This window comes from Arthrobacter sp. StoSoilB22, from assembly GCF_019977315.1.
Taxonomy (GTDB): domain Bacteria; phylum Actinomycetota; class Actinomycetes; order Actinomycetales; family Micrococcaceae; genus Arthrobacter.
The window spans coordinates 768,703-781,790 of record NZ_AP024652.1; the positions used below are offsets into that span (position 1 = coordinate 768,703).

Genomic DNA, 13,088 nt, shown 5'->3' on the forward strand with positions numbered 1-13,088 from the left:
GCGCTGGCCCCAAACCCATGCCAGCGCGAGCCGGGATTGCTGGACGGCGTGATGGACCATGCACCCCAGGCCCACCGTCGCCATCTTGCCCCGAAGGGCGTTTCCCGATCGCCCTTCTAGTGCGAGCGCCGCCTGTGCTTACGGGCACCGGCAAAGGCGAGGAGAGATCCCACGGCCAGAAGCGCCGCAGCCAGGACGACGAACGCCTGGCCCTGCGCCCCCGTGGTGGCCAACTGTGCCGCAGTTGCGGGCTGTGTTGGATTGTTGGCGGGCTGTGCTGGGTTGCCGGGGGCCGGTGGGGTCGTCTGCCCCGGTGTAGTGGATTCTGTTGGAAGAACCACTATTACTGGGCTGCTGGTGCTGGTGCTGGTGCTGGTGCTCGGTGAGGGTGTGGGGGTCACCGTGGCGGTGCTGGGGTTGGGGGTGGGGGTCGGCGTAGCTGTCCCTTGCCCGGTTCCGCTGGCACTGCTTCGGCGTGTTTGGGCCCCTACCGGGTTTTCCTCGCCTGAGATGGTCACTGTCCCGTTGTTTTGGTAAACGTCCAGGGAAGCATCAGACACCTTGGTCACAACGAAGAGCTCCACGTGTTCGCCTTTGGGGAGGCCGGTCCAGCTGACCGTCAGCGACTGAGGGGTGCATTCAATACTCGCGGGGTACTGCTCATTGTCGAAGGGTTCAACGATGTTGCCCGCTTCGCCCCTTACCTTGCCCACGCGGGGTGTTACGCGGCTGCAGTCGATCACCATACCGGCTGCGGGGACATCGGTGACCACAACATCGTTGGTTGCTGACACCATGGGCGGCATGTAAAGGACCGACTGAAGTTCTGTTTGGGAGGAGTCCGCCCACCACATCGACTTGCCGGCAGTCGTCGGAGCATCCGGAAGGCAGTTCTCAGTGCACGGTTCAATCTTCACCGGGACGCGAACCACGCTGTCACCGAACACGAAGCTAAGTTCCTTGGTTTCTCCCGTTGCCGGAGCCACGGAGTACTGAGTGGCAAAAGAGCAGGTACCGCCCACATTGAGTGGATGCAGGGCGACGAAGTCGGTGAGCGTGAAGACCACACGGCCGGCATCGTTGGCCGCAGCTGTTGCAACGGTCTGGCCATCAGGAGTGTTCAGGTCAAAAGTTGCAGCGCCAAACCACCGCAGTTCGGGGGGAAGCTGCAAAGTGAAAGTGTCACCGGGCTGTGAGTTATCCGGGACGGACCAGGTGCAGGATAGATCCACTTGGTCCCATTGCCCGGTGACTGTGGAACCGGTACTGAGGGTGATCTCCGCTCCCGGGATCTCCTCAGCACTCGCTGGCAGGGCCGAGAGCCCCAGGCCCAGGATGGCCATGACAGCGGCCAGAAAGGCAGCCACCAGTGAGGCGGTTCTTGGATGGATCTGCTTGTTCATTAGTGGGTGGGTCCTTTGAGTCCTTGGGATGTATTCCGTCACAAGGTGAGTGTTCGCCGGGAGTGGTTCGTTACGCTGCAGAACGGATTTCGGCCAAATCCGGCTTTCAGGACGAGTCCCGCGCGGCAGTTGAGGTGGTGGCAGCCGTGGCCTCCGCCCGGGAAAGCGGGTAGAACTTCATGCGGGCGGGGTAGAGGCTGCCGTCGTCGAGAGCTTCCAGAACTGCCTTGCACGCCATCAGCCGGGAAAGGTTGCTTTCGCTGACGGAAAAGAGGACGTGAATGGCGGAATTTTGATACATTGCCGTCGCTCCGGTTCCTTGCAGTGCGGCCTTCACTGCGTCCCCCAGCCGGGCCAACAATGTCCAACCATGCGTGCGGCTATCGCGGGGCCGGGGCAGCGCGATGATGGCCAGTGCGTGGGAACCCGGCCCCTCCGCACCGAACGCGGATACATCGTGGACCCTTCGTTGGAAGTGGGCCTGGGTGGCCAGTCCCGTGTAAACGTCGGTGCAGGAGATGGTGGGGGCTGTTTCTGCTACCTCCGCCCAGCCCTCCGCGATTGAGAGGAGGGCATCGACGTCCAGGGCCTGATCCGCGGCAGTGAACAGGGCGCGGAAGTCGTTCAGGGTCTCTCTGATGCTGACACCGTTCCTGGCGCGCGCAGCTCCCAGTAATTTCGCCGCGAGGGCGGGAACTACTGCCCCGCTTGCCAGGGGAATGACGACTGTCCGGACTTCCGGCACGTACCAATCCGCTCGGAACCGCCAACCCCTTTGGTAACTGGCAGTCCGCCATCTGCGCAGCAAGTGGTGCTGTGAAAACGTGCGTTCGGCAGGTGATTTTGTCCGGAACGATGTCATATCCCAACAGTGCGCAGAAGAGCCGATTCGTGACGAAGGGAGTGCCTCGAACATGGTTGCTAAAGACTTTTTACAAACTGGCGTCACGACTCGGGCGGTACCCACACTCCATAGATATGGGCAGGGTTCTCTACGGTTTGGGGGTGCCATAAATGGCACGCACGTCACATGCGAGCAACAAAACCAGCGTCGACGACGGACAACTCATTGATTTGGTCCGCAATGGAGACATGTCTGCCTTCGACGGACTCTACGAGCGCCATGTGTCCGTTGCCTCCAGCGTCGCCAGACGTAACGTGGACAACCAAAGTGACGCCGAGGACGTAGTGGCTGAGGCATTCCAGGCGGTCCTGCAAAGCCTCATCTCGGGGAAAGGGCCGGACACCTTCTTTAGGGCGTACTTGCTCTCCACGGTTGCCCGATTGTCCCACCAACGTAATCGGAAAGCCGGCAAGGTCCTGCCCAGTAGTGACCATGCCGTCCTGGACCAAACCTTGGTGGACTCGGACGCAGCAATCAGCGCCTTTGAATCGCACACAGTGGCCAAAGCATTCCGGGCCCTGCCTGAACGGTGGCAGGCTGTGCTGTGGTACTTGGACGTCGAACGCATGAAACCCGCAGCTGTGGCACCGGTTCTGGGTCTCTCAGCCAATGCCGTATCTGCACTCGCTCTTCGCGCCCGTGAGGGCCTGAGGAGGCAGTACCTGCAGTACCACATCGCGGAGCAGGCTGACACTAAATGCGCTGAGTACGCCTCGAAGCTAGGCAACTACATCCGTGGTGGAGTCTCTCATGCCACTGGGCGCAGGATCCGTGAGCATCTTAACGGCTGCCCATCGTGCACCGCGGCCCTTGCGGAGCTGAAAGACGTTCAGGGGAGCATGAGGGCTGTCCTGCTGCCGTTGGTGACAGGGATCCCGGCCGCGCTGTGGGCGGGCAAAGGGGCGGGGCTCGGAGTTGTGGGTGGCATGGTGCCCGCCAACGCGGCCGTTGCGGTCCCTGCCCTAGCCCAACCGGTGCTCATGGCAGTCATCGCAGCAGCTGCCGTAGGACTTGTGCTGGGGGCTGTGGGCATAGTTGACCACCTGACTCCGGACGCCTATATGGAGAAGCGGGCCGTGGAATCCGTTGTGGCTCCGTCAGAAAAGGCTCCGGTGATTCCAGCCCCTTCCCCAACGAGCGCGCCGACTCCCGTTTCTACAACACCGGCCGTTTCTTCAACACCGGCGCCGCCGCAGGCGCCACCACCGGGTGACGTGCCATCCGTTGAAGGGCCGCCCGCAAACGAGAATCCTATTGTGGAGAACCCCGTGCCGCAGACTCCGGCCGAACCACCGATCGCGCCGCCCCCTGCTCCACTCCCGGTCACCACACAGTCTGCCTCGCCTTTGGCTGTTCCGTCGTTGACTGCTCCAGCGGTTGTGGATGGCTCGGCGCGCGAGGCCGGGGAGGAAGATTCCGAGCGCAAGGTCCTGGAAATTGACTTCCGGGTCTCCGGAGGAAGTTCCTTGGGGAGCGCGACGGCGGTGTTCTCCGTGGGGAAGCATTCGTTGGTGGTGGAAGACTCAATTCGTGCCCCGGATGGCTGGATTTGCTCGTTCGAGAGCCGGAGTGTGGTGAGTTGTTCCACTAACTCGGTGCAGCGCGCTGATCTTCGGTTTCAGATCGGAGCCGGCCTCAAGCGTGGCAAGGACGACGTCAAAAGAGGCGAAAGAGTTCTTACCTACACGCTGAGCGGACCGGGGTTGGCTTCCAAAAGGTTCTCTGCCGTGTACTGATTCCAATATCGCAGTGCGGGTTGCGTCATGATCCTTCGCCCCGGTGCACTCATCCATCGGCAAGGCCCGGTAGCGGGTGGCGTGCTCTATCCATAAAGGTGAGAAATGAAGACAGAAACCCACAGCCGTGTGGTGGATCCTTCCGTGCCCTACCTTGGTGTGGGAACGCTCTGATGTCGCGTGTCCTGGTGACAGGCATTGCCAACCCGGCTGGCTCGTCCTTGGTCCGGCAGCTCAAGGCAAAGGGCCATTGGGTGCTGGGGGTGGACGAGATTCCTGCCCGTTGCGGGGCGGCCGATGGTGTGGCGGTCGTTTCACCTTCGAATACCCGCGGTTACCTTTGGGAGTTGCGGGGCCTGGTGGCGGGCTATGGGATCGAAATCCTCATTCCCACCATGAGTGCCGAGCTGGTCGTCTTTTCTGAAGCCCGCGACGATTTCGCGCCGGGAGTTCGTGTGGTGATCGCCGATCCTGCGCCGGTGAGGAGGGCTCATGACAAATACCTCACCATGACCTGCCTTGCGGGTGCGGGTGTGAGCGTTCCCCGATTCGGCCTGCCCAGCGCACTCGGGTCTGTGCATGATGCCATGGATATATTGGGCGGCCCGCTGGTGGTGAAACCTCGCATTTCACGCAACGGACGCGGCATCCGGTTGCTGGGGCGAACGTCCGACTCCGGTGCGCGGGCTGCCCGTATTTGGGCAAGCCTGGACGATTCCTGGATGGTCCAACGGTTTGCACCGGGTACCGAGTACGCTGCGCAAGGCTTTCGCCACGGACAACTCACCGGGCCGGATGATGTCCTGGTTGTGTTGGAGAGAACGCTCAGAGAGGCAGCCAAGGAGGATGGTTCGCCCACAGTTCGTGTCCGGAAGGTTCAAGCGCCCTCGGACTCTGACGTTGCGGTGGTGGCGGGTTCAGCTGCTGCCGCCCTTGGGCTGACCGGACCATTCAGCGTGGATATCAAGCGCCTGCAGGACGGCAAGCCGGCAGTATTGGAAGTGGAGGCGCGTTTTGGCATGTTCAGTGCCCTTGCGCCTGGGGTGTTGGATACGGTTTTGGAGCTGTGCAAGCAGGACCACCCTTTGGAAGAGTTCGCGTGAGGCCTGGTCTCCGTGAGGCCCGGTCTGTGTTCCCTTTCGCCCGGGGCGTACCCTCATTGCATGGGGATTGAGGCAGTGGTTCCGGCCGTGGTCAGCCTGGCACTCATTGTGGGATCGTTCTGGGCCGGCACGCGGCTGGTGCAGAGGGGCGTTCCGTCAAAAGGAGCAACCGGCACCCTGGGCAGTGTGTTGTCCATGATTGAACCGGCCACGGGTGCACCTACCCGGATGGAAGCGGCAGCAGCCATAGAAGAGATGAGGCAGCGCCGGCACGAGTCTCTGTCCGCGGGCCCGGGTTCGGAGGGCCGGGATGTTTTCGGTGGAAAAGTAGTCTTGCCCAGGCCTGTCCAGAAGCCGGCAGAAGGCGACGTTAAAATCTGAGACGCATTCCTTTTGTTGAGTTAGGTGCGGGTAAGATCCCGTAGGAACAAGTAATCCGGCTCACAGTATCCAGCGCAGTGTACGGGCCAACCAGATCCCCGAAGGTAAGTATCTATGGTTCACACTGCCCATCAAGACACCGATCTCGCTGCTGAACTGCGGGCCGACGTACGCCGCGTTTCCACGCTTCTCGGCGAGTCCCTGGTAAGACAACATGGTCCGGAGCTGCTCCAACTCGTGGAGCAGGTGCGGCTGCTGACCAAGGAGTCCAAGGAAGCAGCCCGAGGCGGCGCGGACGCTACCGGCCCATGGAGCGCGCACGACGTCGTCGCCCAGGTCCGCGAGTTGCTTGCCTCCCTGCCGCTTGACCAGGCTACTGACTTGGTCCGCGCCTTTGCGTTCTATTTTCACCTCAGCAACGCTGCCGAGCAGGTCCACCGCGTCCGGGGATTGCGCACCCGGCAGGAAAAGGACGGTTGGCTGGCAAAAGCGGTCTCAGAGATCGCCGGCCAAGCTGGTCCCCAGGTTTTGCAGGACGTGATCAATGAACTGGACGTCCGCCCCATCTTCACGGCACACCCCACCGAGGCCTCACGCCGCTCCGTACTGGACAAGGTCCGCAAGCTCTCGGACGTTCTGGCCGAGCCCACCACGGAGGGGACCTCAGCGCGGCGCCGTCAGGACCGCCAACTCGCCGAGATCATTGATCAAATGTGGCAGACCGACGAGCTGCGGCAAGTGCGTCCCACTCCTGTGGATGAGGCCCGGAATGCCATCTATTACCTGAACAGCATCCTTACCGACGCCATGCCGGAGATGTTGACGGACCTTTCAGAGCTTTTGGCTGAGCACGGGGTCTCCCTGCCGGCCGCTGCCGCACCCCTGAAGTTTGGTTCGTGGATCGGTGGTGACCGCGACGGCAACCCGAACGTTACCGCCGCCGTCACCCGGGAGATCCTGCAGCTGCAGAACCAGAATGCTGTCCGCATCAGCATTGCCTTGATCGACGAACTCATCTCGGTACTTTCCAACTCGACCGCTCTTTTTGGGGCCGACCAGGAACTGCTGGACTCGATCGCGACTGATCTGAAGAACCTCCCCGGCCTGGATAAGCGCATCCTTGAACTGAATGCCCAAGAGCCGTACAGGCTTAAACTGACCTGCATCAAGGCCAAGCTCATCAACACTGGCCGACGTATTTCAGCGTCGACGTATCACGAGCCGGGCCGCGACTACGCAACCACTCCCGAGCTGCTTGCGGAGTTTGGGTTGCTTGAGGCCTCGCTGCGCAACCACTCCGCCGGTTTGGTTGCAGATGGCGCCCTGGCCCGGGTCCGCCGGGCAATCGCCGCTTTTGGTCTGCACTTGGCAACCTTGGACATCCGTGAGCACGCCGATTACCACCACGATGCTGTTGGCCAGCTGGTGGACCGGCTCGGCACGCAGAAGCCCTACAGCGAGTTGACGCGTGAGGAACGATTCACTTACTTGGGTGCGGAGCTGGCTTCGCGCCGTCCTCTTTCCGGGCACCCGATCAAGCTTGAGGGCACTGCGGACGGTACCTACGACGTTTTCCGGAGTATCCGCCAAGCCCTGCACACCTACGGCCCGGACGTCGTGGAAACCTACATCATTTCCATGACCCGCGGTGCCGATGATGTTCTTGCTGCAGCGGTCCTGGCGCGCGAAGCCGGCTTGATTGACCTCTTCGGCGCCAAGCCGCACGCCAAGATCGGCTTTGCCCCGCTGCTGGAAACAGTGGAAGAGCTCCGTGCTTCGGCTGAGATCGTGGACCAGTTGCTGTCCGATCCCTCCTACCGGGAACTTGTCCGCCTTCGCGGCGATGTCCAGGAGATCATGCTGGGCTACTCGGATTCCAATAAGGAATCCGGTGTGATGACCAGCCAGTGGGAGATCCACAAGACCCAGCGCAAGCTGCGCGATGTAGCAGCCAAGCATGGTGTTCGTGTCCGCTTGTTCCATGGCCGTGGTGGTTCGGTAGGCCGCGGTGGCGGGCCCACCTACGATGCCATCATGGCCCAGCCGAACGGCGTGCTTGAGGGCGAGATCAAGTTCACCGAGCAGGGTGAGGTCATTTCGGATAAGTACTCCCTGCCCGAGCTGGCACGCGAAAACCTTGAGCTGTCCTTGGCTGCGGTCATGCAGGGCTCGGCCTTGCACCGGACTCCGCGCACTTCCGAGGACGAGCGCGAGCGCTACGCAAACGTCATGGAGATCATCTCCGACGCAGCGTTCGACCGCTACCGCGCGTTGATTGATGATCCTGATCTTCCGGCTTACTTCCTCGCTTCCACCCCTGTGGAGCAACTGGGTTCGTTGAATATTGGATCACGCCCGTCCAAGCGCCCGGACTCCGGAGCCGGACTCGGCGGTCTTCGGGCCATCCCGTGGGTTTTCGGCTGGACCCAGTCCCGGCAGATCGTTCCGGGTTGGTTCGGTGTGGGCTCAGGCTTGAAGGCTGCCCGCGAGGCAGGCAACACCGATCAGCTCCTTGAGATGATGGATCGCTGGCACTTCTTCCGCTCGGTGATCTCCAATGTGGAAATGACCCTGGCCAAGACAGACATGGAGATTGCCGGTCATTACGTGTCCTCCTTGGTCCCGGAGGAACTGCACCGTCTGTTCCACATGATCCGTGACGAGTACGAACTCACGGTGGCAGAAATCGAGAGGCTGACAGGTGAGATCGAGCTCCTCGACGCCCAGCCCACGTTGAAGCGTTCACTCGAAATCCGCGACCAGTACCTGGACCCGATCAGCTACCTTCAGGTGGAGCTCCTTCGGCGCGTTCGCGAGGAACAGGTGTCCGGAGCCGAGATTGACGAGCGGCTTCAGCGGGCCATGCTCATCACCGTCAACGGTGTGGCCGCCGGCCTGCGCAACACCGGCTAGCACCCTCTCTCACATCCCGCGGGTTTTTCTGGATCGCTCTCTCATCTGGTGAGAGAGCGATCCGTCCAAGGGCGCGGGATGTGAGAGAAGGTTAGGGTAGTGGGATGCCGTCGTTCCAGACCAAGTTGAAGATCACTGGCCTCAAACCGGGCAACGCACCTGAATCGGTGATGGCCGCAGCGGTGGAAGCGCTGGAAACCCGCCACCACGTGGAGTCGAACCAGCTGGACATCGTCGGCGGAGTGCCCCAGCTCAGCCTCCGTTTCACAGTTGACGATCGCGATTACTTGGGCGAGAACGACGAAGCCCGGACGTCGGCAGCCATGATGCGTGACGCCGTCGAGCGTGTTGCTTTGACCGGCAGCCTTTACGTGCTGCGTCGCAGCCGCGGACGCTGGGCACCGGTCTAAAGGACCTACTCGGGCTGTGGCACGTCGCCGGGTTTGGCGGCGTCGAACGGTTCGTCCACGGGGGAACGGCTGCCGCGCCGCCGCGTGACGATCAATCCCACCACCACGCCGATCACCAGGCCCAGTCCCACTCCTATGAGTGAGCTGGCCCAGAACGGGAGTTTGGTGGTGGAGCCGGTGAAGTAACCCAGTCCCACCTGCCACACGGCCCACAGCACTGCGCCAAGGCCTGCGCACAGGCTGAACCCGCGTACCGAGACGTTGGCGATTCCCGCCGCGGATGAGGTGGCGAGCCTGCCTCCCGGGATGAAGCGTGCGCCGATGATGGCGCCATACGTTGAGGAGCGGCCGGCTTTGGCGATGGCCTCGTGGATTCCGCGGTGGACGCGGCGGCCCCACGCCCACCTATCCAGGACATGGCTGATGCGCCGTTTGAACAGCATGAACACCGCCATGTCGCCCAACCAGGACGCGAACGCGGCAAGGAAAAGGACGAGCCAGAAGTTCGCGTGGCCATCGGCTGCCAGCGCCCCGCCGGTGATGACCACCATTTCGGAGGGGATGGGCGGGAAGATGGCGTCGCCCAGCACAATGGGTACGATCCACAGGTAAATCGCGGATCCCCATGTTTCCGGGGCGATGATGTCCATGGCCACAAGGTACCGCACTTGCCGTGTCCGCCGCTCCGGAGTGAGACTGTGGCCATGCGAATCGACATACTGCACGGCGATCTCACCATCCGCGCTGTTGATGCGATCGTCAACGCCGCCAACTCCTCTTTGCTGGGTGGAGGGGGAGTGGACGGCGCCATCCACAGGGCCGCTGGCGGGGAACTGCTCGAGGCGTGCCGCGAGTTGAGGCGGACGCAACTGCCGGACGGACTGCCGGTGGGTTCCGCCGTCGCGACTTCCGCATTCAGGCTCCCGGCGCGCTGGGTCATCCACACTGTGGGACCTAACCGGCACGCGGGACAGACGGATCCGGCGCTGCTCGCCTCCTGCTTCCACGAAAGCCTGGCAGTGGCGTCCGGACTGGGTGCCCGGTCTGTGGCCTTCCCTGCGATCAGCGCCGGAATTTACGGGTGGGACCCCGTTCAGGTGGCGGAGGTAGCGTTCGACGCCGTGAGATCGTTTTCGTCGTCGTCTTCCGCCGGCGCGGCGTCGGACAGTCCGCTGGAGGTGGTGGAGTTTGTGCTGTTTTCGGAGGATACGACGGCGGTCTTCCGGAGTGTGTTTGCTGCCTCGCCGGAGGATTCCTGACCAGGCGATTCCTGACGTTTGCGGCGCTGCACCACGTAGTAGAGGACCGTGACGAGTGCCAGGGATGGCAGGCCGAAGATCAAGGTCATATTGAACGCCGAGGTGCCTAGTGTACTGATGGCGATGGCAATCATGAGGACCGCACCGAGGATGGTGCCCACCGGGTAGAACCGGGTCTTGTAGGCGAGTTCAGTGCCGCTGCGCTTCATGCTGCGGCGGAAGAACCAATGGGTCACGAAGATCATGAACCAGGTGAACATGGCCCCGAACATGGAGATGGCCATCATGAAGGTGAAGGCAGTCTCGGGGAACATGGCGTAGACGACAGTGGCGATCGCGATTCCTGCCGTGGATAGGACCAAGGCATTCACGGGGGCGCCGTTGGAGCGGAGTTTCCCAAATACGGCCGGTGCGTCACCGCTGCGGGACAGGCTGAAGATCATTCGCGTGGAAATGTAGAGCTGGCTGTTCATGGCTGAGAGCGCAGCGATGATCACCACGAAGGTCAAAAGGCTGTCCGCGAAGGGAATGCCCAGATTCTGCATGACTGTGACGAAAGGGCTGCCCCCGGCCAGGATCTGGCTCACGGGGGCGATTGCCAGGATCAGTGCCAGTGTGACGATGAAGAACAGCAACAGCCGGGCGATAGTGGTCCGGAAAGCCTTCTTCACGGCGGTTGCCGGGTCTTTGGCTTCACCAGCGGCGATGGCAATCATCTCGATGCTGAGGTAGCTGAAGATGGACACGATCACCGCGAACCAGGTGCCGGAGAATCCGTTGGGGAAGAAGCCGCCTTCGGCTGTGTAGTTCTGGAAGCCAGTGCCGTCCGTGCGGGCGCCGAAGACGATGTACGCGCCGAGCACAATGAACGCGATGATTGCGAAGACCTTGATGCTGGAGAACCAGTACTCCAGAGTTCCGAACACCTTCACGTTCATGGTGTTCACGCCGATGAGAACCGCCGAGAAGAAGATCACCCATAGCAGTGACGGCACGTCAGGGAACCACAGTTTCATGTATTCGCCCACCGCGGTCACCTCAGTTCCCACGGCTAGCACGATGCAGGACCAGTACATGTCCTTCACCAGGAAACCGGCCAGCGGGCTGACGTAGTGTTCGGCAAAAGCTCCGAAGGATCCTGAGGTTGGGTGTGCCACTGTCATCTCGGACAAGCTGCCCATGAGGAGGAGTGCGATCAGGCCTCCGATGGCGTAGCTGATGATGACGCTGGGCCCAGCCAGGCCGATGGCAAATTTGCTCCCCAGGAACAGACCGGTACCGATCGCTCCGCCCAGCGCGATCATGGTCATTTGCCGTGAGGTGAGCTGCCTTTTAAGCCCGCCCTCACGTTCTTGGATCTTATCGAAACCGCCCACAACGACCTCCTCGTCGATTCTGCAAATCGCTTCAAGATAGAATCCAGCTCAGAGCTGTGCCAAGGATTTCGAAGGATCAGGAAAATATTGGAGGTGGGTTCGTGCCAGATTCACCCACGACCCGTACACGGGGGTCGCTGCCGAACCGGGTTCGGCTGGACGACACAGACCGTTTGATCCTCCAGGAGCTCATGGCGGACGCAAGGATCCCCAACAACATCCTCGCCGCCAAAGCGGGAATAGCGCCTTCCACGTGCTTGGGCCGGGTCAGGGCACTGCGTGATGCGGGAATCATCCGCGGCTTCCACGCATCCGTGGATCTTGAAGCCCTGGGCCTGCTGGTTTACGCGTTGATCTCGGTGCGGGTGAACTCCCAAGCGCGCAACAAAATGTTTGCCATCGGTCAGCGCCTGCGATCATTGCCCAACGTCCAGAGCGTGTTTCTGTTGGCCGGCGACCAAGACTTCCTCATGCACGTAGCCTGCGGAACTCCCACGGAACTTCGGGACTTCATCGCAGTTCACCTGGCATCGGATCCGGCTATTGCCAACACCCAGACGAACCTGGTGTTCGATCACCTGACCCCGGGGGACTGACGTTTCGGGGAATCAGCCGTGGGCTTCGCTGAGCTCCAGTTGGCTGCGGTATTCCACTGGTTTTTTGGTGATCGGGTCAACAAACCGGATCCCACGGGCCAGGAGTTGGAGCGGCTTGCTGAAGTCGTCCGGCGCTTTGTCCAGCAGATCCGGGTAGAAGGCGTCGTTGACAATGCCCAGCCCGAGCGAAGCCATGTGCACGCGCAGTTGGTGTGTCTTTCCGGTGTGAGGCTCCAGCCGGTACAGCGCGCGCTGGTGAGTTCCGGCGTCGAACGTTTTTGTCTGTTCAATGCGCGTTTCAGCGTTCGGTTCACCGGGGATGACCTCGGCGAGCAGATAGCTGCGTGACTTGGTCATGCGGTTGCGTACCACTGCTGGGAACTCGACGGCGGGATAGCCTGCGGCGGGCGTCGCGGCGGACACGCACTCGTATTCCTTCTGGACCTGGCGCTTCTCGAAGAGGACCTGGTACTTGCCGCGCGTCTCCGGGTTGGTGGAGAGCAGCAACAGGCCGGCGGTCATCCGGTCCAGGCGGTGCATGGGGATGAGATCCGGGAGGTCCAAGAGGTTCCGGAGCCGGACCAGCGCGGATTCCTGGATGTAGGTGCCGCCCGGTGTGGTGGGGAGGAAATGCGGCTTGTCCACCACCAGGATGTGTTCGTCCTGGTGGAGGATGCTGATTTCCACGGGCAGCCGCGTCTCCGGGGGGAGCGTGCGGTAGTACCAGATGAAGGTGTGGTCCTCCAGTTTGGTGCTGCGATCAAGGGGAATTCCGCCCTCGCCTACGATCTCGCCGGCGTCGAACCGGTCCTCGATGCCTTGGGGGTCGATGTGTCCCCAGCGATGCATCATGTAGTCCATGGCGGTGGTCCATGGCCCCTCGTCCGGCAGGCGGAGGCGGGTGGCGTTCACGCCGTCGCGCACGGGGAGGGGGGATTGCATCACCTGGCAATTCTACCGGCGTTGCGAGGCCCGCTCTGCGCGCTAAGTCGCGCACAAAGCATGCA

At 61.9% G+C, this 13,088-nt stretch carries 11 protein-coding genes and 1 pseudogene; 7 read left to right on the plus strand and 5 right to left on the minus strand.

Annotated elements, in window-relative coordinates; all coding sequences use genetic code 11:
- Window positions 1–116: 116 nt before the first annotated feature.
- The gene (locus LDN70_RS03685; RefSeq protein WP_223941766.1) at window positions 117–1,403 is read right to left on the minus strand and encodes an Ig-like domain-containing protein; all 1,287 of its coding nucleotides are present in this window, start codon (window positions 1,401–1,403) and stop codon (window positions 117–119) included.
- A 106-nt stretch (window positions 1,404–1,509) separates the two neighbouring features.
- Entirely contained in the window at window positions 1,510–2,148 is a 639-nt protein-coding gene (locus LDN70_RS03690) for a hypothetical protein (RefSeq protein WP_223941767.1), read from the minus strand.
- Between the two features lie 269 nt (window positions 2,149–2,417).
- On the opposite strand from LDN70_RS03690, the gene LDN70_RS03695 reads away from it, so the two are divergent.
- The 5 genes from LDN70_RS03695 (at window position 2,418) to LDN70_RS03715 (ending at window position 8,850) form a co-directional block, all read left to right on the plus strand.
- Window positions 2,418–4,043: a sigma-70 family RNA polymerase sigma factor gene (locus tag LDN70_RS03695; protein WP_223941768.1), complete on the plus strand. Its 1,626-nt coding sequence runs from the start codon at window positions 2,418–2,420 to the stop codon at window positions 4,041–4,043.
- Between the two features lie 173 nt (window positions 4,044–4,216).
- Window positions 4,217–5,146, plus strand: a complete 930-nt coding sequence (locus tag LDN70_RS03700; protein WP_223941769.1) for an ATP-grasp domain-containing protein — start codon at window positions 4,217–4,219, stop codon at window positions 5,144–5,146.
- 60 nt (window positions 5,147–5,206) lie between these two features.
- The gene (locus tag LDN70_RS03705) at window positions 5,207–5,527 is read left to right on the plus strand and encodes a hypothetical protein (RefSeq protein WP_223941770.1); all 321 of its coding nucleotides are present in this window, start codon (window positions 5,207–5,209) and stop codon (window positions 5,525–5,527) included.
- 114 nt (window positions 5,528–5,641) lie between these two features.
- Window positions 5,642–8,440, plus strand: a complete 2,799-nt coding sequence (gene ppc, locus LDN70_RS03710) for a phosphoenolpyruvate carboxylase (RefSeq protein ID WP_142936669.1) — start codon at window positions 5,642–5,644, stop codon at window positions 8,438–8,440.
- A gap of 104 nt (window positions 8,441–8,544) precedes the next feature.
- Window positions 8,545–8,850 carry a hypothetical protein gene (locus tag LDN70_RS03715; protein ID WP_142936668.1) on the plus strand — a complete coding sequence of 102 codons (306 nt, stop codon included), beginning with the start codon at window positions 8,545–8,547 and terminating at the stop codon, window positions 8,848–8,850.
- 5 nt (window positions 8,851–8,855) lie between these two features.
- Here LDN70_RS03715 and LDN70_RS03720 read toward each other — a convergent pair whose 3' ends face one another.
- Entirely contained in the window at window positions 8,856–9,500 is a 645-nt protein-coding gene (locus LDN70_RS03720; RefSeq protein ID WP_223941771.1) for a DedA family protein, read from the minus strand.
- A gap of 54 nt (window positions 9,501–9,554) precedes the next feature.
- On the opposite strand from LDN70_RS03720, the gene LDN70_RS03725 reads away from it, so the two are divergent.
- On the plus strand, window positions 9,555–10,109 hold the full coding sequence (locus LDN70_RS03725; protein WP_223941772.1) for an O-acetyl-ADP-ribose deacetylase: 555 nt from the start codon (window positions 9,555–9,557) through the stop codon (window positions 10,107–10,109).
- 140 nt (window positions 10,110–10,249) lie between these two features.
- Here the strand turns inward: LDN70_RS03725 and LDN70_RS03730 are convergent.
- Window positions 10,250–11,419: pseudogene (locus tag LDN70_RS03730) on the minus strand (amino acid permease); the annotation flags it as partial.
- A gap of 167 nt (window positions 11,420–11,586) precedes the next feature.
- Here LDN70_RS03730 and LDN70_RS03735 point away from each other — a divergent pair.
- Entirely contained in the window at window positions 11,587–12,081 is a 495-nt protein-coding gene (locus tag LDN70_RS03735) for an Lrp/AsnC family transcriptional regulator (protein WP_223941773.1), read from the plus strand.
- Between the two features lie 12 nt (window positions 12,082–12,093).
- Here the strand turns inward: LDN70_RS03735 and LDN70_RS03740 are convergent, their stop codons facing one another.
- Window positions 12,094–13,023: an RluA family pseudouridine synthase gene (locus LDN70_RS03740; protein ID WP_223942589.1), complete on the minus strand. Its 930-nt coding sequence runs from the start codon at window positions 13,021–13,023 to the stop codon at window positions 12,094–12,096.
- Between the last annotated feature and the right edge of the window lie 65 nt (window positions 13,024–13,088).